This is a genomic window from Thermodesulfobacteriota bacterium, assembly GCA_040755095.1.
In the GTDB taxonomy this organism is placed as follows: Bacteria; Desulfobacterota; Desulfobulbia; order Desulfobulbales; family JBFMBH01; genus JBFMBH01.
Window position 1 is genome coordinate 1 of sequence record JBFMBH010000050.1, and the last position, 26,249, is coordinate 26,249.

Consider the following 26,249-nt stretch of genomic DNA (forward strand, 5'->3'; position numbering starts at 1 on the left):
CGCCCCTTCTCATTTCCGGCGCGGGCTGCGGCGGACACCGCCGGGGCGGCCTTTTTCTGGGGGGGTTCCCGGGCGGCTCCGGCGGCCGGGGGGGCGGCTTCGGGGGATTCGGCGGCGGCAGCTTCGGCGGCGGCGGCGCCAGCAGCGACTGGTAGGCCAGGATCAGGGAGGGGGCAAGCATGGCGAAAGAAGAAATCCTGTCGGCCGCGGACCAGGAGGCCGTCTGCCAGGCCATCCGCCAGGTGGAGGCGACCAGTGCCGGCGAGGTGGCCGTGATGATCCTGCCCCAGAGCGACCCCTATCCCGAGGCCGCCCTCCTGGCCGGCCTGGCGGGCGGCACCCCTCTGGCGCTCCTGGCCACCGACCTCTTCCTGGCCGATTCCCTGGCCTGGTTTGTCCCTTTGGCCATCGTGGCGGTGACCGGGATCTTCCTGGCCGCCCAGCGCCTGGACTGGCTGCGCCGCCCCTTCGTGGCCCAAGGCCGCCGGGAGGAGGAGACCTGGCAGCGGGCCACCCAGAGCTTTTTCGAGCACGGCCTCTACCGGACCCGGGCCGGCACCGGCGTGCTGGTCTTCATCTCCCTTTTTGAGCAAAAGGTGTGCATCCTGGTGGACCGGGGCCTGGCCGCCCATCTGCCGGAGGCCCGCCTGGCCGAGCTGGCCGCCGGGGTGGCGGCAGGCACCAGGCGCGGCCAGGCCGCCGCCGCCCTGCAGGCAGCCATCGCGGCGCTGGGCCAGGTGCTGGCCGAGCATTTCCCCCGGCAGCCGGGTGATACCGACGAGCTGCCGGACCTCATCCTCTCCCCCTGACCGGCCCTGCCGTGGCCCTGCTCGCTGCCGGCTCCATCGTCGTTGCCGCCAATATCGCGCCGGCCCTGTTCGGGATCACCCCCCTGGCCCGCCGTTTCCCCTGGCCCCTGGACGCCGGCCTCGTCCTGCCCGATGGCCATCGCCTGCTCGGCAGCCACAAGACCCTGGCCGGGCTTGTCCTGGGCGTCCTGGCCGCGGCCACCATGGGCCTGGCCTGGGGCCTGGCCCCGGCCACCGGCGCCGCAGCTGGCCTGCTGGCCATGGCCGGCGATCTGGCCAGCTCCTTCCTGAAAAGGCGGCTGGGTCTTGCGGCCGGCAGCCGGGTGCCGGTTCTGGACCAGGGCCTGGAGGCGCTTCTGCCCCTGCTCTTTCTGCATCATCGTTCCCTGGTGGACTGGCCAGGCCTTCTCGTGGTCCTGGTGCTCTTCTGCCTCCTGGCCTATCCGGCCGCCATCTTCAAGGCCAGGGTCCTGGACACGCCGCCGGTGCCCGACTACCCCCGCCTGGTGCGCAGCGCCACCCGCTTCAAGGAGTGGCGGGCCTGCCACGCCCCCATCGCCGTCTGGCAGCGCTACCTCAACTTCGAATACGTCATCGTCTACGAGTGGCTGTTCACGGGCCTGGTGCGGCTCCTGGGCCTCTACGGCAAGGGCCGGGCCAATACCGCCCGCCTGGGCCTCACCCGGATCGATCTCTTCTTCCCCCACCTGCCGCCCGCCTTCGACGGCTACCGGATCCTGCTCTTGGCCGACCTGCATGCGGATGGCGACCCGGAGCTGCCCGGCCGCCTGGCCGCCCTGGTCTCGCCCCTGGCGGTGGACCTGTGTCTGGTGGCCGGCGATATCCGGGCCAAGCTCTACGGCCCCACGGTGCGGGCCATTGCTGGCCTGAAGCGGATCACCCGGGTCATCAAGGCTGCGGACGGCATCTTCGGCGTGCTGGGCAACCACGACTGCATCGAGATGATCCCGGAGCTGGAGGATGCCGGGATCGTGATGCTGGTCAACGACAGCGAGCCCGTGACGCGGGGCAAGGACCGCCTCTGGCTGGTCGGGGTGGACGATCCCCACTACTACAAGTGCCACGACCTCACGCGGGCCTTCCGCGAGGTGCCGGCGGGCGCCTTCATCATCTTCCTCGCCCACTCCCCGGAGCTCTCCCGGGAGGCCGCAGCCCGGGACGCCAGCCTCTACCTGTGCGGCCACACCCATGGCGGCCAGGTGCGGCTGCCCGGCCTGGGCCCGCTCTTCACCCACAGCCGCAGCACGCCCCGCCGAATGGTCAGCGGCCCCTGGCAGGCCGGCGCCATGCAGGGCTACACCTCCCGGGGGGTGGGCTCCTCCACGGTGATGGTGCGCTTCAACTGCGAGCCGGAGGCCACTGTCATCACCCTGCGGCAGGGCACCGCCCCCCGGAAAGCGTGACCCCGCCCCGCTGCCCTCCGCCCTCCCACTCCCTCCCTGGCTTTCCCCCACCCGGCACCGGCAAGAAGATCCTATCCGAATCGTAACCGGACAATAACATCCATCCGGCATGATCCCCTCTGTCGGACGCCGGGCCGCCAAGGCTTGAGCCAGCCGTCTTTCCTGGTCCCTGCCCCGCACGGGAGTCCCAGCGCCTCATGTCTGCCCCGCCTGCCAAGCCGTACGCCGCTCTGTACCGGGAGACCGGCCTGGCCGCCTACCTCAAGGCGATCCGCGGCCAGCCGGTCCTCGGCTACGAGGAGATCCGCCGCCTGGCCCAGCAGACCCGGGCCGGTGACCGCGCCGCCCGCCAGCGGCTGATCTCCGGCCACCTGCGCCTGGTGGTCCATTTCGCCCGGGAGCTGGCCGGCCGAGGCCTGCCCCTCATGGACCTGATCGCCGAGGGCAATCTGGGCCTGATCCGGGCGGCGGACGGCTTCGACCCGGAACGGAACCTGCGCTTCGCCACCTACGCGGTGTACTGGATCCGGGAGGCGATGCTGCGCGCCCTGCAGGGCCTCAACCGGCCGGTGCGGCTGCCAGGCTCCATGGTGCGCCTGGTGCGCCAGTGGTGCCACACGGAGCAGGAGCTGGCCCGCCGCCTCCGGCGGCCGCCCCGGAGCCACGAGGTGGCCCAGGCCCTGGATCTGCCCCCGCCGCTGGCCGCCCAGGTCCGCCAGGCCATGCTGCTCAGCCGCGGGGCGCAGCCGAACGAGGGCGGGCTGGAGGACCGGCTGCCGGATCTGGCCTGCCCGGACGGCGGCGAGCGGGGCAATCCCTATCATCTGCTGGCGCTGGCCGGAGAACGGGAGGCCCTGCACCTCGAGCTGCGCCGGCTGGAGCCGGACCTGGTGCGGGTCCTCATCCTGCGCTACGGCCTTGAGGACGGCGAGGCCCGCTCCCCCCAGGAGGTGGGCCGGGCCCTGGGCCTGTCCGGCCTGCGGGTGCAGATGCTGGAGCGCCAAGCCTTGGCGCGCCTGGCCCGGCAGCTGGCGGCAGGCCCGGACCCTCGCCGGCCCCGCGGCGGCACCGGGCGTTCTCGCCAGGACTGACCTCCGGACAAAACAAAAAAAAGCACGGAGGAGCACACGATGACCAGACAGATCTGCCAATCCCTTGCCTTCACCGCGGCCCTGGCCGTGGCCCAGGTTGTGGCCACGGCACCGGCCCAGGCCCTGAGCCCGCCGGCGGCGGTGGCCAGCTGGTCCAACTTCAACTACGGCACGTTCCGGCCGCAATCGGTGGCCGGGCTGCCGGACGGCCAGCGTCTGGTGACCTTGGACGCGGTCACCGGCCGCCTGCTGCTCTTCGAGGCAGCCACCGGCCATTTCCTGTACCGCTGGCACCACGTCGATCCGGCCGACCCGGCAGCCGACTTTCGGCTGCCCTCCTGGGTGACCGTCGCCGCGCCCGCTGGCGAGATCCTGCTGGCGGACGCCGGCCGCCACCGGATCAGCGTGTTCGACCAGGAGGGGGCCTTTGTCCGGGAATGGGGCGGTTGGGGCCGGGAAGCCGGCCGGTTCCTGGGGCCGAACCGGGTGGCGACGGACGGCGTCGGCCAGGTGTACGTGGCCGACTGGGCCGCCGGCTCGGTGAGCGTTTTCGCCCTGGATGGCAGCTTCCGCCGCCGCTTCGGCTCTCCGGGGGATGGCCCCGGCGAGCTGGGCAGCCGGTTCGCCGTCGCTGCCAGTACCGACGGCCACTTTGTCTACGTGGCCGACTGGGACCGCTACCGCATCCTGCGCTTCGACGACCAGGGCCAGCTTGCCGGCAGCTTCGGCGAGGCGGGCAGCAGTCGCGGCCAGCTGGGCGGCCCTTGCGAGCTGGCGGTCCTGGCGGCCAGCGGCGACCTCCTGGTAGCGGACACCGCCAACCACCGCCTGCAGATCCTGGCCGCCGGCGGCACCTGGAGCCCCCCCCTGGGCGGCACCGGCACCGGCCCCGGCCTCTTCCAACAGCCCCAGGGGGTGAGCAGCCTGGCGGACGGCCGGCTGCTGGTGGCGGACGCCGGCAACAGCCGGGTGCAGGTCCTGGATGCCGGCGGCGGCATGCTGGCAGCCATCACCAACCGGGCGTACAACGACGACGAGCTCAAGGTGCCCTCCGGCATCGCCGTGGACGCGGAGCGGGATCGGGTCTATGTGGTGGATCAGGGCAAGGGCAAGATCAAGGCCTTCGACCGCCAGGGTCGTTATGTCCTCACCTTCAGTGCCGACAGCACCAGCCTCTCCACCCCCACCGGCGCAGCGGTGGCCACCGACGGCTCGGTGCTGGTGGCCGAGGAGGCGGCGGGCCGGGTGCTGCGCTTCGGACTGGACGGACGCCTCAGCCAGGTACTGGGCGGCCCCGGCAGCGGCCCGGGTCAGTTCCTGGCCCCCACCGATGTGGCCGTGGATCCGGACAACGGTGACATCTATGTGGTGGAGCGCGCCAATTGCCGGGTGCAGCGCTTCGACCGGGACGGCGCCCTCATTCTGGCCTGGGGCAGTCGCGGCGCGGCGGACGGCCAGCTGCGGGATCCGTACGGCATCGCCGTCCTGCCGCAGACCGGCGAGGTGGTGGTGGCGGACACCGCTGCCAACCGCCTCCAGGTCTTCGACCAGGAGGGCCGCCACCGGCGCACCTTCGCCCAGCACGGCGGCGGCGTCGCCGACCTCGCCTGGCCCCGCGACCTGACGGTGGATCGCCACGGCGACCTCTGGGTCGCCGACACCGACCACAACCGCTTGGCCCACTACGACCCCTCCGGCGCCTTCCTCGGACAGATCGCCAGCGACCCCGCCCGCGGCATCGTCTTCCATCCCCGGGCCGTGGACGCCGATCCGGCCACCGGCGAGATCTTTGTCACCGCCTCCTATGAAAGCCGGATCCATGTCTTCGGCAGCGATGGCGCCTACCGCCGCTCCTGGGGCTACCTGGCGGAGAACGCCCCCGGCGAGCTTCGCAGCCCGGTGGCCACGGCCACCGATCCGGTGACCGGCCAGGTCTGGATCCTGGACCGCTACCCGGAGCGGGTCAGCCGCTTCGACCCGAACGGCAGCCTGACCTTCTCCTTCGGCCGCTCCGGCCAGCACTGGGAAGAGGACGGCATGGGCTGGCCGGATTCCCTGGCCGTGGATCCGGACGGCAACCTTCTCATCGGCTGCGGCATGCACGAGGATCCGGACGACCTCACCACGCCCCGGCGCTACGTCAAGGTCTTCGACCGGCAGGGCAGATACCGCTTCCGCTTCGGAGGCTACAGCGCCAACGATCTCATCCAGGGAATCGCTGTCGACCCCGCCAGCCGGGAGGTCTTCATCACGGTCAAGAACCGGAGCACGGTGCAGCGCTTCGATCAGGCGGGCCGGCCCCTGGGGGAATGGGGCGGCAGCGCCGGCGGCCATCTCCTGCAGCCCTGGGGCATCGCCGTCGGCCCGGCCGGCGAGGTCTTCGTGGCGGACGCCACTGGCAATGACATCCAGGTCTTCACCCCGGCAGGCGACTTCCTGCGCAGCTTCGGTGGCACCGGCAGCGGTCCGGGCCAGCTCCGCGGCCCCCGCAACCTGACCTTCGGCCCGGACGGCCTGCTCTACGCAGCCGACTCCGGCAACAACCGGGTGCTGGCCCTCTATCCCGCGGACGGCAGCCAGGCCTTTGCGGTGACCGACCGGGTCACCAACCCTCAGGCCATGACCTTCGACGCGGCCGGCGACCTCTATGTGCTCAGCGCCTGGGGCAGCTACCCGGTCACCCGCTTCTCCTGGCAGCCGCCGCCGGCCTCCTGTGCCCTGGATGCCGACTGCGACGGCCTCCGGGACAGCGACGAGACCGGCAGCGACCCGTACAGCGCCGATACCGACGGTGATGGCCTGGATGATGCCAGCGAAATCCGGGTCCACGACACGGATCCGGCCCGGGCCGACACCGACGACGACGGCTACGACGACCGCCAGGAGATCGAGGCCGGCACCGATCCCCGGGATCCGCTGTCGCCGCCCCCTCCCCACCGGGATCCGGTGCCGGAGGCGCTGGTCAACGGCCAGGCTGGTCCCCTGCTGACCGCACCCGGGGGGCGGATCGCCTTCCAGATCCGCCTCGACCCCGGTAGCCACGCCGGCGAGCCTGCCGACTGGTGGCTGATCCTCCGCACCCCGGCCGGCTGGGCCTCCCTGTCCATCCCCGGCGGCTGGCGCCCCGGCATCCGCCGCCTGGGCGCCTTCCCCCTGGCAGCCATCCCGGAGCCCCTGGAGGTGCTGGCGCTGCCCGCCGCAGCCCAGCCAGGGACCTATGCCCTGTTCTTCGCCCTGGACGGCAACACCGACCGCCGCCTGGATGCCACCTGGAGCGCCCTGGCCCAGGCAGCCAAGCCCTGAACGAACCGCCGGCATGGGAGTTATGGGACCTGCAAGTCCCATAACTCCCATGCCCTGGCAAGCGAGGAGCGCGATGTCCGACTTCCCTTTCCCTTTCCGCAACCTCCCGCCGGCCGGCTGCTCCGGGCCGTGCCGGCCGGAGGCGCCTTGTGCCGCCTGCCGGTCCTGCTGGCAGGAGCTGGTCTCCCGTGGCTTCTGGGACGAGGTCCGGCAGCGCTGGTCCGACGAGAGCCTGCAGGCCATGGCCTGCAGCTGGTATCTCGCCATGCGACCCCATGCCGAGCCGCCGGTCTGAAGAGGCTAGCGCGGGCCGGGCAGGATGGCGCCGCCCTGGGCGGTCAGCTCCTGCCCGGCCCGGGCCCAGCTCTCCCAGACCGCCTGCTGCTCGGCGGTGCACAGCCGGTGCATGGCCTGGTAGGCGGCGCTGGCGGCCGCCGGCTCCGCCGGACAGCTGGTGCGGCCGGCGGCCAGCTCGGCGGCCTGGAATTGCATGGCGCAGGCCAGGGCCTCGGCCTCCTCCAGGACCCCGACCGCCAGTTGCCATTTCTCCCCCGGCAGACCGGCATGATAGGCGCGCTGGCGCAGGAAGCGCTGGCGGCTTTCGCCGGCAGCGGCCGTCACCTCGCGGATCAGCACCTCCAGCCGCTGCCGGAAGACCGGGTCGCAGGTCAGCTGGTACTCCGCCACCACCTCCGCCAGCTCCTGGCGCTTGCCGGCCAGCCATTCCTGCATCTCCCGCTGCTCGGCGACGGTGACGTCGTTCTGCCAGGCCACCGGCAGGGTCGTGGAGCAGCCGGCGGCCAGGCTGGCGGAGAGGGTCAGGGTCAACAAGGGCTTTCTGATCATGGCACACCTCCCAGAGGGACAACAGGACATAAGCCGGGAGGCTAGCACGTCCGGCCGCCGTCTGTCCCGTTAGGATCCGGTTAGCCATCCGTCCGGCAACCGTCTCGGAACCGAAGCCTAACCGGAGCCTAACAATTGGGAGCCATATCTTGGCCGTTGACGCATCCGAGCAACCGGGCCTGTCCTTCCAATCGCCATCCCAAAGGAGATCGCCATGCATCCGCTCAAGACCGCCGGATCCGCCGCCGTCGTGGCCGCGGCCCTTTGCCTGCTCGCCTTCCCCGGCCCTGCCGCCGCCTACTTCACCGACGACTCTCTGGTGCGGGTGGTCTACGACAGCCGCGGCAGCGGCGAGGTGGCCACCGACTTGGGCCAGGTCCGCGATCTGGTCAGCCAGGTCAACCTGCGGGTGGGATACGGTCCGGACGCCTTCTCCCTGGAGATGTTCGACCACCCGGGCTATGGCCAGGCCTCCTGGGCCGACCTGCGGGTGGGCTACCTGGCGGGCGGCCTTGCCGCGGACGGCATCTGGCTGCCTGGCTTTGGCGGCCGGCTAGAGACCTCGCAGGTGGGCGATGTCCAGCGGGAAATGGGCACGGTGCTCGACTTCTACGCCCAGTTCGGCACCGCCACTGTCGGTCCCGGCGGCAGCAGCAGCCACAGCTTCGCCTACCTCCTGAGCTCGGTCTCCGGCCAGGTCAGCCTGCAGAGCCTGCAGAACCGCGGCTATGTGGACCAGTACCTCTTCTACTGGTCCGCGGCCGAGGCCGGGGAGGGGGTGCAGGTGGCGGTGCTCCGGACCATGGCCGACGGCAGCACCATCATCAACCCGGTGCCGGTGCCTGCCAGCGGCCTTCTGCTCCTGGGCAGCAGTCTGGGCCTCGGCGGCATCCGGGCGCGGCGGCGGCAGGCATGAAGGCAGGCTCGGCCGCTGGCCTGATCCTGGCCCTCTGTTGTCTTGTCGCCGGCTGCAGCCTGGGCCCGGTGGCCGGGATCCTGGAGCGACAGCCGGAAGACGAGATGCGGCTCCGGCTCGACCCGGGAGAGCGCCGGCTGCTGGTGGACGGTCCCCGTCTCTTCGTCTGGGCGGATGCGGGACGGTTGCTGGCCCTGGAGAAGGAGGATCACCAGGCCTTCCGCCGCCACGGCCGGCTGCCGGCCCTGCGGCCGCTGCCCGAATCCGGGCCCGAAGGCTGGCCGGTGCTGGTGGCGGATCGGGGAGCGGATCAGACCGCCAGCCGCGACCTGGAGCAGGCCTTCCACGCCCTGGTCATTCCCCTGGAGGAGGCGGTGGCCCGGGATTTCTTTCTTTTCTGGCAGGGGGGCAAGCTGGTGGTCGTGGGCAGCCAAGTCTCCCGGGAGCAGCTCCTGGAGCTGGGGCATCTCACCCTCACCCGCACCCTGCTGGGGGCCGGGCCCCGGGGGGAGACCCTGATCCTGGAGGCGTCCGGCTCCGGCCCGGCCCTGGAGCAGCGGTTGGCTCGCCGATTGGCCGGTCGCCCCAGGCCCCTGGCCGGCAGCACCGCCCGGTTCCGCCTCTGGAGCCAGAGCGGGCGGATCTTTTGTCTCGGCAGCGCCGCGGCAGAAAGACATCTCCGGCAGCATGGCCGCCTGGCCTTCTCCCAGGCAGCCACCGGCATCGGCTCCCAGGGCGAGACCGTGGTCTTCGAGCGGGACCCCGCGGCCGGCGGCCTGGCGGAAGCCCTGGCCGAGCGCTTCCGGCACGGCCCCCACCGGCTGGCGACCGGGAACGGCTACTCCCTGTGGCGATGCCAGGGCCGCTATTACGTCCTTGGCCGGGAGAAGACGGCCGCCCTCTTCGACCAGGGCCAGCGGCTGCCCCATACCGAGTCCTTTGCCGGCGCCGGACCGGGCGGCGAAACGGTGGTGGTGGAGTCTGACCCGGGGGAGCCTGGCCTGGCGAACCGCCTGCTGCAGGCCTTCCAGGCAGGGCACCCTCCCCCCCCGGCCTGGGGGCCAGCGGTCTGAGCGCCCGCAGCGCCTCTTAAGAAACAACGGCCACCAGAGCCGACTTCCGGCGTGGCACCCCTTCGGGTGCGCCCCGCGCATGGCAACTCTCTCATCAAACCGCAACCAGCGCCAAACCCTCTTCTAACCAGGGCCAAACCCTCTTCTAACAATCGCGATCCACAACCTTGGGTAACGATGGCTCGCCGCCACCCACGAGACGGACGATCAGCCAGCCCCTTCCCCGGGCACCCCATCGAACGCCGCATGCACGGCACGTGAAGGTCGGGCCATCGGGACCGTGAGCACGGACAACAACACGAGCGATCAACCGGGAGAAGAAGCCAGGAATGGAACAACGGCCCCAACTGACCAAGCGCGAAGGAGGTGCCCACCACCAACGAAGAAGGCCCTGCGCCTGACCAGCCCCGGGCGTGTCCGGGCCTGGCCAGGCAACCGCGCGTCTGCCTCTTCCGGGCAGGGGCGCAACCTGAGGAACAACACCAAAGTAAGGAGAGAACGATCATGAAGAAGACGCTGTTCGCCGCCGCCGCCCTGGCCATGACCATGGTGGCCACCACCCAGGCCCAGGCCTATTTCGAGGAATACGACCTGCTGCGGGTGACCTACGACACCACCACCAACCGCCAGATCATCACCGACCTGGGCGACGTCCGCACCCTGGTCACCGGCACCAACGTGATCGTGGGCGCCGGCGAGAACAACACCAACCCCCTGGCCCTGTCCGACTACGGCACCACCAACTGGGCCGACATCCGGATGGCGTATGTTGCCAAGGGCAGCCTCGCGTCCAAGGACGTGTGGCTGAGCCACAACCTGGAGAGCGGGGTCACCAGCGGCAACCGCAAGTTCGGCAGTTTTCAGTCCTCGTATGGCGGGAGCCTTGCCTTTGGCGACAACCCCGCCAACCACACCAGCCCCAACAGCGATCTGGCCACGGCAGTGGGCCTCAAGACCGATCCCCAGGGCTACTATGGAATGTTCGACCTTGGCGGTGGCGCTGTCGGCTCGTACAACCAATTCCTGGGTATCTACGCCCAGTGGGGCTCCTCCGAGAGCAGCCTGGGCGCCCTGAGCACCGTGGGCTACGTGGACACCTACCTGCACTTCTTCGATTTCGGTGACAACCCCCTCCCTGGTGCCAACGTGGCCGTGATCCGGACCATGGCTGACGGCTCCACCGTCATCAACCCGGTGCCGGTTCCCGGCTCGATGCTGCTCCTGGGCTCCGGGCTGGCCGGCCTCCTGGGCCTGCGCCGCCGCAACTAGACTCGCACCAGCACACTGAGACAGACCTGCCGGTGCCGGCCTGGGAGCCGGCACCGCCGACTGAGCGCCCTTCATCCAACCCACAGATCGGAAGGAGATCACGACCATGAAGAAGATCCTCGCAAGCGCCCTCGTTCTTGGCGCCGCGGTGGTGGGCCTGCACGCCACTGCCGGCGCTGCCACCCGGGACGTCAACATCTACGGCGCCTCGGCCCAGTACCTGTACTGGAACGACGCCGCAGACGACTTCCTCCGCACCAAGGGCTGCACCATCACCGGCCAGGGCGAGACCACGGACAAGAAGCACGGGGTCACGGTAGGCAATCCCTGCACCGGCTACAGCAACGACAAGGTGGTCATCCGGTACTCCGCCAAGGCCTCCATGGAAGGCCCCAATGCCATCAAGTGCGACGACTCCCTGGCCTCTTCCTCGGAGAAGTGCGTCACCGGCGATGCCGGGGTGCCGGCGGGCGCCGATCCCAAGTGCTACCGGAAGATGGCGGACGAGACCACCCTGGTGGGCACGGTGGTGAACGGCAAGAAGTGCTACGACGTCACCCTGGGCGCCTCGGATGTGGCCGGCTCGGCCTTTGTCCAGGAGAGCCACGGCCAGCTCAAGGGCCCGAACGGCGGCGGCTTCGTGGATCGGGTTCTCTTTCCCATCGACATGACCGGCTACCGCGCCTGGAACCCCACCGTGGTGCCCTTCGGCTTTTTTGCCAACAACTCGGTGACCGTGACCAAGTGCACGGCCCCGGATGCCAACGAGCCCACGGCAGGCGCCCACAAGGCCATCTCGGCTGCTGACAACTTCTGTATTCCCGATGCCAACGGCCAGTCCGAGGACTGCATCGGCTACTACAAGTGCGTGAGCGGCACCTGCTCCGGCGGTGTCAACGTCGGCCAGGCCTGCACCAAGGCCACCAACTGCCCGGACGTGGCCCTGAGCGCCACCTCCTGCGAGTCGATGCCGTTGCAGAACCTCTCCCGGCTGATGGCCACCATGATCTTCTCCGGCCAGGCCTGGTACTGGAGCGATTTCGGCGGCTGGTTCACCTCCGACCCCATCGTCGTCTGCATGCGCCACGCCGGCTCCGGCACCCACGCCGCCCTCTACTGGACGGTGATGTACGGCAACTGGGGTGCCTTCCCCTACACCACGGAGAGCGCCGGCGATCCCACCGTCTGGTTCAACGACGGCTCCACCGACGAGATGAAGTGCATCAACACCCTGACCGGCGCCATCGGCTACGCTGACGCCGATCAGCTGGAGGGCACCTCGAACTACGCCAACACCCATGCCCTCAAGTACCAGTGCGTGGAGCCCCGCCGGACCACCATCCGCAACGGCCTCTACGATTTCTGGACCACCCAGTGGACCTATGCCAGCGCCAGCGAGCCGCCGGCGATCGAGCAGGTGATGGCGGACCTCATGGCCTTCGCCTCCAGCTCGGTGCCCGCGAGCAAGGCCAAGTACTGGGCCACCGGCGACGAGATGGTGTACATGCGCGCCTCCGAGGAGGTGTTCCCCGGCTACCGGGGCGCCATCAACCCGCTGTTCCCGTAATCCCACCCAGCCTCCCGCAGCACAGCGCCGGGCCTTCGAGCGATCGAAGGCCCGGCGTGCTTTGACCCGAGCCATGCCTGGACAGGCCCCAAGCACGCGTCCCGTTCATGCACGCGTCCACGTTCCACGTCCACGCCCGTAACCCCAGGGCGTTGTCCTGGGGCCTCCGCCACGGCGTGCGGCCGGGGGATCCCGCCCCGGCGTGCCTTAACACGAGCCAAACCATCCCGTAATCGGAACCTTAACCCTGCCGGGTATACCTTGGCCTCGCCGCGTCCGGGACGGCCGTCCTGTGCTGGCGGCGATCCCCCAGGAAGGCCCGGCCCGGCCGCTCCACTGCCCAGCCGCGCCGGAACGTTCCGTAAACCCTTCCAAATGAAGGAGCGCCATGAAAGCCACACCCAAGAGCCTTGGCATTGCCGGCCTGATCCTCGGCCTCGGTGCTGCCGGCCCGGCCAGCGCCATCGAGGCCGGCAGTGCCGTGGCCGTGAGCTTCACCTGCCGGATGACGGACGGCACCGTGGCCGCCAGCACCGAGCCGTCCTGGAGCCAGGAGGGGGTTAAGGGCCTGGCCCCCATCTTCCTCAAGCCTGCCAAGCCCGGTCCCGTGACCTTGACCGCCGGAGCCACGGTGCGCCTCAACCCCGAGGCGGGCTTCGAAGAGGCGGTGCAGGCCTATCTGGCTGCTGAGCTGCCGGCCGCCCCTCTGGGCCAGCCCTGGACCGTCACCATAGAGGACCCGCCCAGGAGTGCCGGCGGCCAGGTGATCAAGTTGGCCCGGGTGCGCAAGCGGCCCAAGGAGGAGCGGATGACCGCCGACGAGTACAACCGCCGCACGGGCAAGACGCCGGCGGTTGGCGCCAGCCACACCATCGACCCGGCGGTGCCGGGAACGATCACGGCCGTGGGCCAGGACGGCCAGGTGACTATCGTCTACACCGCCGCACCGGGCACCCCCTTGACCACCCCCTTCGGCCCTGCCGTCATCCGGGACGGCGGCCAGACCTGGGAGATCGTCATCGACGCCCAGCCCGGCCGCCTGGTCCGGGTTGGCCCCCTGGTCGGCCGTATCACCGAAACCGCGGAAGAGACCTTCACCGCGGACTTCAGCCAACCCCTGGCCGGCGAAGCCCTCACCTGCGAGGTGACGGCCCAGCCCGAGAGAAAAGCGAATAGCGAATAGCGAACAAGGAATGTCCAACCGCAGAAGGGACCGGCAGGACTGATCCGAAACGTCAACGACCGGTTCCTTCAACCTTCGAAATTCCCGGTTGCACATGCTGCGGTTCGTCTTCACAGCAAAGGAGATCCTATGGCAAGCCCGTTCCTGCAGCGTCTGGCCAGCCTCGCCCTGGCCGTCTGTCCCCTCCTCCCCTTCCCGGCCGCGGCCCTGGCCGCCCCCATCGCCAACGGCGACCTGGTGGCCCTGCACTACACCATCCGCCTGGCGGACGGCCAGGTGGCTTTCACCTCCCGGCCGGAGGTGGACCGGGATGCCGGCCTGGCCAAGGCTCCCTGGTACCGGCCCAGGCCGGGACTGACCCCGGAGGAGATCCTGGTCGGGGCCGGAGAGCTGCTGCCTGGCCTGGACCGGGCCCTGGTTGGCCGGTCCATGGGCGAGCGGGCCACGCTCACCTTGCCGCCGGAGGAGGGCTTCGGCCTGCCGGACGAAAAGCTCCGGCGCCAGCTGCCCCTGGTGAAGCGGCTGCCCCGCAGCATCGGCATGAACGGCCGCATCTTCCTGGATCGGTTCGGCAAGCTGCCCCAGGTCGGCGACACCCCGCCCCTGGGGCCCTACGTCAAGGCCCGGGTGAGCGCGGTGGGCGGGGATCTCGTCACCATGGATGTGACGGCCGAAGATGGCCAGGTGGTGGAGGACGAGCTGGGCACCGCCCGGGTCCAGGTCACGGAGCAGGAGATCGAGATCCGGCTGGAGCCGAAGCTGGGCGCCATCCTGGAGATCGAAGGCCAGCCAGGCCGCATCGTGTCGGTGACCGGCGACCTCTTCACCGTGGACCTCAATCCGCCCTGGCTGGGTCAGACCGTCACCGTGGACTACGAGGTGGTGTCCGTGCAGCCGGCCGCCTCCCTGGCCGGTCCGGCCCTGCCCTGGGTCGAGGACCACGATGCCGGCCTGGCCGCCGCCGCGGCCGGCAATCGTCCTGCGATCCTGGTCCTCTACGCCGACTGGTGCCAGTACTGCAAGCGGCTCTTTGCCGAGACCCTGGAGGACCCCCGCATCAAGGCCATGGCCGAGCGCTATGTCTGGATCAAGGTCAACTCGGACCAGCTGACCCAATACAAGGAGCACTACAAGCAGGAGGGCTTCCCCCTGGTGGTGCTGCTGGACGCCCAGGGCCGGGAGAAGGCCAGGCTGGACGGCTTCAAGCCGGCCATGATCCTCAAGGCCGCCATCGAGGCCGCCTTGGTGCCGGCGGCCACGGGCGGCTGATGCCCCGAGGGCGCCCGCGCGGTTTTTCGGCATGCGCCGTGACGATACCGCCGCCGTCCCCCCCGGCGGCGACGCCCGAGGTGACACCCGGGGGTACCCCGGCGGTGATACGGTCCGCCCAGATTCCCAGGGCGTTGCCCTGGGCTGGTATGGAACGCCCTTTCAGGGCTGAAAACATTTCGGTGTGCACCCGCCGGGGCAACGCGGGCACGGCGGCATGCGGCCCCGGATTCCCCGCAGGGAGCGGGGCCGCTTTCTTGATGAAATCCGAACACCGTCGTAACCGGGCCTTCACGGAGGCCATCCACAATGATGAGCCGCAAGAGGCCGGGGCTCCCCTGGCCATCTCGTCCCTCAAGCCCGTTTCCCGGACACCCCGATGATTGTCCAGCCGCCTGCGCCGCGAAGCCGGCGCCCGGGCCGGTCAGCCATGACCCGCCTGCTCCTGCCCCTGCTCCTGGCTGTGGCCGTGGCCCGACCGCCGGCCGCGGTGGCAGCCGGGCAGGAGGACGCAGCCGGGGCTGTGGAAGCGGGCATGGTGGATGGAAGGGATCTGGCGGACAGCCAGGCCGAGGTTCCGGTGGACGAAGAGGTGCGCTTTGCCATCACCGGCTTTGTGGCCCGGGGCAACACCATCCTGCGGCCCGAGGAACTGGAGGAGGTGCTGGCGGACTTCACCGGCGAGGAGCGGACGGCCCAGGACGTGGAGGCGGCGCGGCAGGCCCTGGAGGCCCGCTACCACCAGGAGGGCTACCCGGCGGTGCTGGTGAACATCCCGCCCCAGGAGGTGGCCGAGGGGCAGGTCATCCTGGAGGTGGTGGAGAGCGTGGTGGGCGAGGTGATTGTGACCGGCAACCGGCACGTGACCTCCCAGCAGATCACCAGGCGCCTGCCCTCCCTGGCGGCCGGTCAGGTCCTCTACCTGCCGGTGGTCCAGGAGGAGCTGCTGCGGCTCAACCGGGGCCGGGATCTCACCGTGACCCCTACCCTCAAGCCTGGCGCCAGACCCGGCACCGTGGATGTGGAGCTGGCGGTGGAGGATCGGCTGCCCGTGCACGGCAGCCTGGAGTGGAACAACCGGGCCTCCCCCAACACCACGGCGAGCCGCCTCAATGCCGGCATCTCCTACGACGACCTGTGGCGGCGCGGCCATTCCCTGGCCCTGCAGGCCCAGGTCACGCCGGAGGACCCGGACGAGGCGCAGCTGGCGGCCCTGTCCTACCTGCTGCCGGCCCCGTGGCATCCGGATCAGATGCTGGCCCTGTTTGCCCTCTGGTCGGACAGCGCCACGGCCTTTGGCGACGGCTTTCTGGCCAAGGGTCAAGGCTTCCTGGTGGGGGCGCGCTGGGTGCTGCCGCTCCCGGGCTACCGGGCCTACAGCCACAACATCACGACCGGCTTTGACTACAAGGATTTCGACGAGAGCCTGGAGCTGGGGGACGGCCTGCCGGCGCAGGAGACGCCGGTGGCCTACGTGCCCCTCTACGCCTCCTACAACGCCTCGCTGCCGGATGCCTCCGGCAGCAGCAGCGCCAGCGCCGGCCTGGTGGCGGCCTTCCGGGGCCTGGGCTCCAGCCTGGACGAATTCCGGGACAAGCGGGCCGATAGCCGGGGCAACTTCCTGGTGGTGACCATGGGTCTGGAGCGGCAACAGCGGCTGCCGGCCGGCTTCGGCCTCGATCTCCAAGTGGACGGCCAGATGACGGACCAGCCCCTGGTGGCCAACGAGCAGTACGCCGCCGGTGGCATGACCTCGGTGCGGGGCTACCGGGAGAGCGAGGTGGCCGGCGACACCGCGGTCCATGCCTCCGCCGAGCTGACCGCCCGGGACCTGGGTCCTCTTCTTGGGAGCAAGGATGATCGCCTGGTGCCCTATGCCTTCTGGGACTGGGCCGAACTGCGGATCCGCGACGCCCTGCCCGGCCAGGAGGACCACTTCGGGCTGGCGGGCTTCGGACTGGGCGTGCGGGGCCGCTTCTTCTCCGGCCTGGAATTCCAGCTGGACTGGGCCACCGCGCTCATGGATGCCGGCGAGATCGACCGGGGCGAAAAGCGGCTCCATTTCCGGGTGAAGTATGGATTCTAGACGCAGCCCGAGACCGGAAGTCTGGTGCCGGACCGCGGTGGCCCTGGCCACGGTCCTGGCCGGCGCGGCGCCGCCGGCGTTGGCCGTGGATCCCGGCGCCCTGCCGGAGGCCCTGGCCGGGGGTACCTTCCAGGGTACGGCAACGGTGGACCAGGCGGCCAAGGCCATGACCGTGGTCCAGGACCCAGGGCGACCCAAAGCCGTCTTCGACTGGGAGAGCTTCAACATCGGCGCCGGAGCAGCGGTCCATTTCGACCAGCAGGGCAACGCCGGCCACGCGGCCCTCAACCGCATCCACGACCAGGATCCATCCGTCATCAACGGCCGGCTCACCGCCGATGGCGGCATCTATCTCATCAACCGGAACGGCATCCTCTTCGGGCAGACAGCCCAGGTGAGCGTCCATAGCCTGGTGGCCTCGGCCCTGGCCATGGCCGAGGAGGATTTCCTGGCCGGCCGCCTGCGCTTCCAGGGCGGGGCAGCACCCGGCGCCACGGTGGAGAACCGGGGCCACATCGAGACGGGCTTTACCGGCAGCGCCATCCTGGTCGGCCCCAACGTGGTCAACAGCGGCACCATCACCAGCCCGGCCGGGGAGGTGCTCCTGATCGCCGCGAACGGCGTCGATCTCGGCCGCAACGAGGACGGCAGCCGGCAGGTGACGGTCACCGAGGATGCCGCGGACCCGGACGGCCGGGCCACGAACACCGGCGTCATCGAGGCGCCCAGCGGTCTTGCCGGCATGTTCGGCCGGGTGGTGAACCAGGACGGCATCGTCCGGGCCACCACCGCGGTGCGCCTGCCGGGCCGCATCGTGCTCCAGGCCAGCGAGCGGCTGGAGACCGGACCCGGCTCGGTCACCGCCTCGCCGATCCAGGACGACGCCGTCCAGGGGCCCGGTGACAGCGGGGGCCTTGCGCCCACCGACGAAAGACGGGACGACACGCCGGGGGACCAGACCGAGACCGTGCACGAGGACACCCCGGAGGTGGAAGGCAGCATCACCCTTGACGCGCCGGAGATCGCCATCCAGGGCAAGGTGGTGGCGCCCAGCGGCACCATCACCGCCAGGGCCAAAACGCGCCTGGCCGTGGGCGACACCGGCGTGGTCGACGTGGCCGGCCTGTGGATCAATCGGCCGGCCACCGAGGCCATCATCACCGCCAAGCTCAACCGGGAGGAGCTGCGGGACGACTACGGCCAGAAGGGCGGTACCCTGCACGGCCAGACCATCCGGGTCAGTCGCCTGGAGGGCTCGGCCATCGGCAACCTGGAGGCCCATCTCCAGGAGCAGGAAGAGACTGCCACCCAGCGGGCCGTGAAGGGCGGCACCATCGATCTGGAGGCCGGGACCGGGGATCTCCTCCTCAGCCTGGGCTCGGTGGTGGACTTCTCCGGCGGCGGTGCCCGGTTCGCACAGGGCGTGGTCACCACCAGCCGGCTGAAGGCCGGCGACCGGTGGTACCAGCCCAAGGATGCGCCCCAGTGGCGGCAGTACGACGGCATCGCCGAGGTCACCGAGGCCCAGGCGGCCTTCATCGAGGGCGCCGATGCGGGCATCGCCACCCTGAACGGCCGGCGGCTGGTGCTGGACGGCCGGCTGGACGGCCATGCCACCCCGGGCCCCTACCAGACCGAGGCCGCCGAGCGCATGGACGCGGCCCTTGGCCGCCAGCTCACCCGGGGCCGCAAGGAGCCCCGGGGCGGCGAGCTGCGGCTGGGACTGATGGACGCGGCGGGCCAGGACGACCTGCGGGTACGGGACTTCGGCGTCGAGGCCCTGGAGATCCTCCCCACCCTTCCCGCGGCCAGCCAGCGCGACGAGGGCACCACCTACCTGACCGCCAGCACCATCAACCAGTCCGGCGTGGCCACGCTGCGCCTGTATTCCAACACCAGCCTGGGGATCCACTCGGGGGTCAATCTTGTCCTGCCCCACGACGGCTCCTTCGAGGCGATCGCCAACGACATCACGGTGGCCGGCGCAGTCACCGTGCCTTCCGGTGACATCGTCCTCCAGGAGATGCCCAGCCGGTCAACCTGGACCCCCGAAGGCGGCGAGCCGGGGCGGATCGTCATCGCCGCTGGCGGCAGCCTGGACGTGGCCGGCGAGGATGGGGACAACACGCCTGCCGGCATCGAGGCCGGTCTCGGGCGGACGTCATGCCGGCTGGATGGCGGCACGATCACCATCCAGGAGAAGCGGGCAGACAGGGGCCACGGCATCGAAGTGGCGGCAGGGGCGGTGATCGACGTGCAAGGCGGCGTGCTTCTGGACCCCGGCGGCGGGGTGCAGGGAGGGGATGCCGGCAGCCTGGACATCGGCGGCTCCCCTGGCCCCCAGTCGAGAATCATTCTGGACGGCGAGCTCCGGGGGCAGGCCATCGCCGGCAAGAAGGGAGGCGAGATCAGGCTCTGGGCCGAGACGGCGCTGCTCACTGCCGGCGCCGCAGGCGGCGGGGCCAATCTGGTGCTGGCAGATGACCGGCTGGCGGCCACCGGCTTCACCCGGGTGACGATCCACGGCTTTCAGGGGATGGAGGTCGCGGCCGGCGCGATCTTCGGGCCGTCGCCGGTTCGCCGTGGCCAGCCGCTCCCGGGCACCGGCGCCGCAGACGGCCCGGTGTCCGTGCCCATCGAGGAGATTGGCGTCTCCAGTATCCTGCTCGCTGCCGGCGACAGCTTGCATCTCTCCAACCTGGTCAACGAGGTGGTGGCCGCAGACGCGAACGTGGTCGTCGGCGCCGGCGCGCAGCTGGCGGTCGGTCCCGGCGCCGGCAGCACCATCTGGCTCCGGGCCCCGGATGCGATCGAGGTCAGCGGCACCCTGACCGCACCAGGAGGCAGCGTGCGGGTCAGCAGCGGCTCCCGCGAGGGCGGCGATGATGGCGGACGCCTGACCTTGACCCCCGGCGCGGTGATCACCGCCCAGGGGGTTGCCCTGCCGGACCGGCTGCCACCGGCCTTTGGCCTGCCCCTGGGCGCCACCCCCGTCGATGGCGGCCTGGTGACGCTGACCTCCGGCACCGGCCAGGTCCAGCTCCTGGCCGGCAGCCTGGTGGATGTGGCCGGCCCGGCCCCCTGCCAGAGCTATGTGCTGGTGCAGGGCGAATCCCCCCAGGCGGTCACCGCCGCCGGCTCGGCCGGCGAGCTGACGATCACCAGCTGGGAGCAGCCGCTCCTGGAAGGGGAGCTGGCCGGTGGCGCTGCCCCTGGCGCGCCGGTCGCCGGCACGGTCCGTATCACCCGGACGGATCCGGGCGCCAGCCTGGGGATAGCGGCCGGCAGCGGCCTCGACCCCACCCGCCTCCGGCAGCAGGGATTCGACCGGCTGGCCCTGGCCAGCGCCAACGACCTCACCTTTCATGGCGCCTTTTCGGCCACCGATCCGGCGGCGCCCTGGCGCCGCATCGAGCTGGACGCGCCCAGCCTGACCGTGGACACCGGCGACCGCGCCCTGGATCTGACGGCGGTGTCGCTCCTTCTCACCAACACCACCACCCTGGGCCACACCTTCGGCCGCACCGGCTCCGGTGGCGACAGCTCTCTGAGCCTTTCTGCCCGCTACCTGGAGGTGGAGGGCTCGGTGGCGGTGCACAACGCCGGCACCGTCACCCTGGCCGCCGGAGAGGACCTGCTCCTGGGGGATGGCGGCCTCTACTACCAGGCGCCCACCGGCAGTCCGGTGGGCGTGGACGGCCGGCTCGGCACCGGTGGCGACCTCTTCCTGGAGGCGAGGCGCATCTTTCCCACCACGTACTCCCGCTTCACGGTCCATGCCGGCGGCCTTCTGACCACCCGGCCCTCCGGCCAGGCGCCGGCAGCAACGCCGATCCTGAGCGCTGGCGCCGACCTGACCCTGGAGGCGAGCCAGGTCGTGCACCAGGGCTTTCTGGCTGCTCCCAACGGCCGCATCACGGTCAACGCTTCCGGGGACACCGAGCCGGGCCGGATCTACCTGGCGCCGGACAGCGTCATGAGTGTCGCCGGCCAGGGCTTCGTGCCCATCGGCAACCTGGACGCCCTGGGCGGCGGCTGGACCGCTGACCACCAGGACAAAAGCTCCACCCCGATCCCCCTGGCCGAAGCGCTGCCCGATCAGGGCATCAGCCTGACCGCCGAGGAGGTCATCCTCCGGGAGGGGGCGCTGGTGGATGCCAGCGCCGGCGGCACCCTTTTCGCCAGCCAGTGGCTCTACGGCCTGGAAGGCTCCACCAACCCCCTGGCCCGCACCGGCCGCCACGTGGTTCTGCCCGGCGACCCCCTGTTCGCCAGCGGCGAGGCCATCGCGCTGGCCGCCGGCGCCGGCGGCCTGGCCGCTGGCCTCTACTCCATCCTGCCCGACGAGCTGGCCCACCTGCCCGGCGCCATGGTGCTCACCGACCTGGGGTCAAGCGCCGCGGCCCTGGCCCTGAGCCGGTCCCAGGATGGCGCGCCGGTGGTCCTGGGCTATGTGGCCGATCGGGAGACCGGCGGCCGGCAGGCCCTGCCCCATGCCTTTGCCGTGCAGCCGGCGTCCGTGCTGCTGGCCCGGGGCCATTTCGAGCTTGCGGAGCGCCAGACCATGGACGCCGGCCAGGTGGAGGTGACGGCCGCCACCGCCATCCTGGAAGGCACGATCCGCGCCGAGGGCGCGACCCGGGATGAGGGGGGCAGTCTCCTGCTCTCCGGCCGGGAGGTGGCGGTGGGCCAGACCGCCGGCGGCCTGCCGCCGGACTTCAGGCCCGACACGCGCATGGATGAATTGACGGAGGAGCTGCAAGAACAGCTGCGGGACCGCCTCACCCTGAGCGCCGAGGCTTTGAGCGGCCAGGGCCTCCGGACCCTGGCCCTGGGCCACCTGGCACGGGACAGCTCGGGCGGGGTGGTCGCGGGCGCCAGCACCCGGACCATCGAGGTGGCTCCCGGCACCTTTGTCGATGTCCCGATCATCCGCCTGGCCGCCACCGGTGCCATCGACATCGGCAGAACAACCGCGGCAGCCGGGGCAGAGGCGCCGGCCACCCGTCTGGCCGCCACCACCCTGGAGGTGCATTCCGCCAGCGGCGCCGTGACCTTGGGCCAGGGGGCGTCCCTGGCGGCGCAGGATCTGACCATCACCGCCCAGGGCCTGGTGCTGCCAGAGGGCACGGGGCAGCCGCCGCCCACCCCCCCCCTGGACGTGGCAGCCGGCGGCCGCCTGACCCTGACCAGCGACCACCTGACCCTGGGCAGCCCAGAGCCGGCCACCGGCTCCGGCCTCGCCCTCGATACCACCACCCTGGCCGGTCTTGCCGATCTCGGCCAGCTGACCCTGACCGCCGCCGGCGACCTGACCCTCATGGCCGGCCTCGACCTGACGCTGGCCGGCCATGCCACCCTGGCCACCCCTTTGCTCCGAACCGCCGGCCAAGGGGACGCGGTGCGCCTGGCCGCCAGCAGCCTGGTGCTGGAGAATCCCGAGGCGTTGGCCGCAGCAGCAGACAGTGGCAGCGTTGACCTGAGCCTGGAGGCCCGGGACCATCTGCTGGTCGGCCCCGGATCGGTCCAGGTGGCAGCCGGCCAGGAGCTGCGCCTGGCGGCCGGCGGCAGCCTGGCCTTTCTCGGGGCGACCACCCTCACCCCGCGCCTTCTGGCCGGCGGCACGGTGACCCTGGACACGGATCTCGTCACTGCCCTGCCGGACCAGAGCGCCGCTGGTGTCCTGGTCCCGGCCCAGGCCAGGCTGGAGGCGGCCGGCGCCCTGGTCCGCATCGGCGACCCGGCGGAGCCGGCCAGCACCGCGGACGCGACCACCGATCTTCTGGCGCCCGGCGGAGCGCTTGCCATCGTTGGCCGCCGCATCGAGCAGTCCAGCCGGCTTCAGATCCCGGCCGGCCAGGTGATCCTCCAGGCCACCGGCTCCGGCCCCGAGGACGGGATCGAGCTTTTCGCCGGCAGCACCATCGATGTCCGGGGCGGCCTGTGGCAGGAGCCGGTGCTGGACAGCTTCCTGGCCATGCCCATGGCCGGCGGCCGGGTGGAGCTGGCTGCCGGCGCCGGATCGGTGCAGATCGACCCGGGGGCAACGGTGGATGTCTCGGCCGGCCATGGCCAGGACGGGGGCGAGCTGGTCCTGATGAGCCCGGAGGGTGGCGTCCGCGTCCAGGGTACCTGCACGGGCCGGGCCGAGGGGGCGCGAAGCGGCGGCACCCTGCAGGTGGACAGCCTGGCCATGGCTGATCTCGCCGCGCTCATGGACCACGTGGCCGGCTTTGACCGCCGGCTGGATCTGCGGGCCCGGACCGGCGACCTGACCGTGAGCACGGCGCTTCTGGCCCAGGAGCTGCGGCTGCGGGCCGACCAGGGTGACATCGTGGTGGCCGCGGACACGAGCGCCGCGGCGGGCGGCTTCCTGGCCGTGGAGGCCGGTGGCAGCATCGCCCTGGGCAGTGCGCAAGACCCGCCGGTGACCCTGGCGGCGGCCGGTGGCACCATGGACCTGGCGGCTGGGCAGGGCCTCACCATGCACGCCACGGCCCGGATCGAGCTGGGTCACGAGCAGGGGAACGGCTCCCTGCGCCTGGCCGCGGCCCAGTTGGACCGGGACAGCGATGGCCAGGCCGACGACCTGGACCTGGTCCTGGCCGGCACCGTAGCCGGCGCCGGCGCGATCGTTGTCGAAGGGGTGGCGAGCCACCATTTTGCCGGCGACAAGATCTTGCGTGCCGGCGAGGAGCGGGACGGCTGGCGCCAGGAGGCGGCGGATTTCATGGCCCATGCCGGCGACATCGCCGGCCGGCTGCTCGGCCCCGGCGGCCTCCGTCTCGAGGGTACGGACGGCCAGGCCGTTACGGTGCGGCCCGGGTTGAAGGTGACCGCCACCGGCGATCTGACCCTGGCCGGGGCCTGGGATCTTTCCGCCTGGCGGTTCGGTGGCGGCCAGACACCCGGCCATCTCCTGCTGGCGGCAGGAGGCGACCTGCTGCTGCAGGCCAGTCTCCTGGACCAGCCCACCGATCTCACCGTCTTCGGGAGCACGCCCTCCCCTTCCTGGGCCCTGGACCTGGCGGCGGATGGCGACCTGACCGTGGCCAATGCCACGAAGATCTACACCGAGTCGGCGGCCGTAAGCCTCCGGGCCGGCCAGGACCTCGTCATCGGTGCCCTGCCGGCCAAGTCCTCCTCCCGCATGGTGCAGACCCAGCTGGTGCACAACATCGGCAGCTTCGACGGCCCGGTGCGCGTGGAGACCGGGGGCAGCCTCACCCTGGCCGGCGGCGCCATCCAGACCGCCACCGGCGCCATCGCCGTGCGGGTGGGCGGGGACCTCACCCTGGCTCGGGGCACCAGCGGCACCACGGTGGGCAGCATCCGCACCACTGGCCAGCCGGGCCCCGAGGCTGCAAGCCAGGGGGACTATCTCCGGTATGCCGGCGGCGGCGACATCGACATCCAGGTGGCAGGCGGGCTTATGGGCGTCCTCAACCCGGCGGCCTGGGACAGCGGCGTCAAGGTTGGCCGCACCCCGCCCCACCTCTGGACCGCGAGCTTCTCCGGCAGTCCCGGTTTCGGCGGTGTCCAGGGCCTGGCCACCATGGCCGGCGGCGACCTGACGGTGACCACTGGCCGGAGCCTTTTCGCCCAGGCCGGCACCTTCGGCGAAGGCAACCTGACGATCAGCGCCCGGGGTGATGTGAACGGCCGTTTCCTGGTGGATGACGGCGCAGGCTCGATCACCGCCATGGGCAGCTTCGGCACCGGCTCCGAGCCCACCCCCCTGGAGCTGGCCGGCGCCGTCTTCCGGGTCGCCGCCCTGGGGGATGTGCGGGTAGGCGCGATCATCAACCCCGCCAACACCTCCCCGCAGGTGGTCACCCTCCCGTCCCACTGGAACCTGGCCTACAGCCCGGAGGCAGCCGTGGAGCTGACTGCGGTCCGGGGCTCGGTGACCCTGACCGGCCGCCACGCCGACCCGGCATACCAGACGGGAGCTGCCAAAGACCGGCTTGCCTGGGCGCCGCCATTCCTGAGCCTCATGGCTGGCCAGGACGTGCTTTTCGAGACCGCCGAGCTGCGGCTATCCCCCTCGGGGATTGGTGGGCTGTCGATCCTGGCGGGCGGGGACGTGGCCGGCACCAATGCCGCAAACAGCACCTTCCTGCGGGAGGTGGACGTCCGGGAAGAGGAGATCTACCGGCGCAGCGAGCTCGGTGGTGTGGCCATGAGCGCCCTGGGTGACGGCACCACCCACCACCTCATCCATGACGGGGACGCGACGCCGGTATCCATCCGCGCCGGCGGCGACCTCCGGCGGCTGCGGCTGGACCTGGCAGAGCCGGCGGCGATCGAGGCCAGGGGCAGCATCCGGGACGTGGGCCTCACCGGGATCCATTACCGTTCTGACCAGATCACCCGCGTCCAGGCCGGGGCGGACCTGTCTTTGCGGCCGGACCGCACCATCCCCCCCCTCGCCTTCCTCCAGTTCTCCGGGCCTGGCGCCTTTGTGGTCCAGGCCGGCGGCAACCTGGATCTGGGCCTGGTGGACGCCAACCGGGACCAGGGCGGCATCAACGCCACCGGCAACACCCTCTTTTCTGACCTGCCCAGCAACCCGGCCCTTCTGCTGGTAGGGGCCGGCATCCCGGTGCCGCTGGATCCGGCGGCGACCCGGCTCCTCCTGGACCAGCTCCTGGATGCCGCCACCGCCTTCACCTATCTGGAGAACGGCTTGAACGATCCTCTGCCCGGAAGCGGCGACGTTCTCACCATCGACGACTGGCGGGCCATGGGCGAGGAGTTTGCCCAGGCCCTGGAGGGCTATGCCAGCCTGACCGAGGTGCCCGCCGAGGAGCGCAAGATCCTGGCCGGCAAGGCGGCGGCCCTGGTCCGGGAACAGCTGGTGCGTCCCTTGCTGGGGGACGGCAGCCACACCGGGGATCTGACCATGACCTCCACCCGGATCCGCAACGAGAGCCAGGGGGGCGCCCTGTGCCTCCTGGCGGCCGGCGATCTGGAGGTGGGCCGCTCGGTGCGCCAGGCCAGCGCCAGCGCCAACCCGGTGACCACCGGCATCCTCTGCCCCAACGGCGGCGACATCGCGGTGCTGACCAGCGGCGCGATCGATGTCAATGAGGCCCGGGTGGTGGCCGGCGGTGGCGGCGACATCATGCTTTACAGCGACCAGAGCAACATCAACGCCGGCCTGGGCGCCCGCACCGCGGTCAGCGGCCAGGGTGACATGGACCCGCTCCTGGACGCCAACGGCCAGAAGGTGGCTGATCTCATCCGGCCGCCGGCGGTGGGCTCCGGTGTCCAGTCCCCGGCCCCGTCCGACCCGGATACCGCGCTTGGCCCCAAGGCCAGACCCGAGGCCGGCCTCGTCTCCCTGTTCGCGCCGGCCGGCATCATCGATGCCGGCGAGGGCGGGCGGGCCGGCGGCCGGGGGGGGGGGG

Annotated in this window: 14 protein-coding genes; 13 read left to right on the forward strand and 1 reads right to left on the reverse strand. The window is 71.2% G+C overall.

The window, feature by feature from the left end:
- Nucleotides 1-179: 179 nt before the first annotated feature.
- The 5 genes from AB1634_09285 to AB1634_09305 all read left to right on the forward strand — a co-directional run bounded on the left by AB1634_09285 (nt 180) and on the right by AB1634_09305 (nt 6,922).
- On the forward strand, nt 180-809 hold the full coding sequence (locus AB1634_09285) for a hypothetical protein (protein MEW6219707.1): 630 nt from the start codon (nt 180-182) through the stop codon (nt 807-809).
- An 11-nt stretch (nt 810-820) separates the two neighbouring features.
- The gene (locus AB1634_09290; GenBank protein ID MEW6219708.1) at nt 821-2,233 is read left to right on the forward strand and encodes a CDP-archaeol synthase; all 1,413 of its coding nucleotides are present in this window, start codon (nt 821-823) and stop codon (nt 2,231-2,233) included.
- Between the two features lie 197 nt (nt 2,234-2,430).
- Nucleotides 2,431-3,324, forward strand: a complete 894-nt coding sequence (locus AB1634_09295) for a sigma-70 family RNA polymerase sigma factor (GenBank protein MEW6219709.1) — start codon at nt 2,431-2,433, stop codon at nt 3,322-3,324.
- A 39-nt stretch (nt 3,325-3,363) separates the two neighbouring features.
- The gene (locus AB1634_09300; protein ID MEW6219710.1) at nt 3,364-6,627 is read left to right on the forward strand and encodes a 6-bladed beta-propeller; all 3,264 of its coding nucleotides are present in this window, start codon (nt 3,364-3,366) and stop codon (nt 6,625-6,627) included.
- A gap of 73 nt (nt 6,628-6,700) precedes the next feature.
- Nucleotides 6,701-6,922 carry a hypothetical protein gene (locus AB1634_09305; protein MEW6219711.1) on the forward strand — a complete coding sequence of 74 codons (222 nt, stop codon included), beginning with the start codon at nt 6,701-6,703 and terminating at the stop codon, nt 6,920-6,922.
- Nucleotides 6,923-6,927: 5 nt separating this feature from the next.
- Here AB1634_09305 and AB1634_09310 read toward each other — a convergent pair whose 3' ends face one another.
- Complete coding sequence (locus tag AB1634_09310; GenBank protein MEW6219712.1) at nt 6,928-7,473, reverse strand: hypothetical protein; 546 nt, start codon at nt 7,471-7,473, stop codon at nt 6,928-6,930.
- A 214-nt stretch (nt 7,474-7,687) separates the two neighbouring features.
- Between AB1634_09310 and AB1634_09315 the strand changes: the two genes are divergently transcribed.
- The 8 genes from AB1634_09315 to AB1634_09350 all read left to right on the forward strand — a co-directional run.
- Entirely contained in the window at nt 7,688-8,389 is a 702-nt protein-coding gene (locus AB1634_09315; protein MEW6219713.1) for a hypothetical protein, read from the forward strand.
- Nucleotides 8,386-9,462 (forward strand): hypothetical protein, encoded by a 1,077-nt coding sequence (locus AB1634_09320; GenBank protein ID MEW6219714.1) that lies wholly within the window; start codon nt 8,386-8,388, stop codon nt 9,460-9,462. The genes AB1634_09315 and AB1634_09320 overlap by 4 nt, the downstream gene beginning before the upstream one ends.
- A 504-nt stretch (nt 9,463-9,966) precedes the next feature.
- Nucleotides 9,967-10,731, forward strand: a complete 765-nt coding sequence (locus tag AB1634_09325; GenBank protein ID MEW6219715.1) for a PEP-CTERM sorting domain-containing protein — start codon at nt 9,967-9,969, stop codon at nt 10,729-10,731.
- Nucleotides 10,732-10,837: 106 nt separating this feature from the next.
- Complete coding sequence (locus tag AB1634_09330; protein MEW6219716.1) at nt 10,838-12,298, forward strand: hypothetical protein; 1,461 nt, start codon at nt 10,838-10,840, stop codon at nt 12,296-12,298.
- Between the two features lie 388 nt (nt 12,299-12,686).
- The gene (locus tag AB1634_09335) at nt 12,687-13,481 is read left to right on the forward strand and encodes a hypothetical protein (protein MEW6219717.1); all 795 of its coding nucleotides are present in this window, start codon (nt 12,687-12,689) and stop codon (nt 13,479-13,481) included.
- 129 nt (nt 13,482-13,610) lie between these two features.
- The gene (locus AB1634_09340) at nt 13,611-14,750 is read left to right on the forward strand and encodes a thioredoxin family protein (GenBank protein MEW6219718.1); all 1,140 of its coding nucleotides are present in this window, start codon (nt 13,611-13,613) and stop codon (nt 14,748-14,750) included.
- Nucleotides 14,751-15,180: 430 nt separating this feature from the next.
- Nucleotides 15,181-16,836: a ShlB/FhaC/HecB family hemolysin secretion/activation protein gene (locus AB1634_09345; protein ID MEW6219719.1), complete on the forward strand. Its 1,656-nt coding sequence runs from the start codon at nt 15,181-15,183 to the stop codon at nt 16,834-16,836.
- On the forward strand, nt 16,826-26,249 hold a 9,424-nt coding region (locus AB1634_09350), incomplete at its 3' end, for a filamentous hemagglutinin N-terminal domain-containing protein (GenBank protein MEW6219720.1). The genes AB1634_09345 and AB1634_09350, both read left to right, overlap by 11 nt.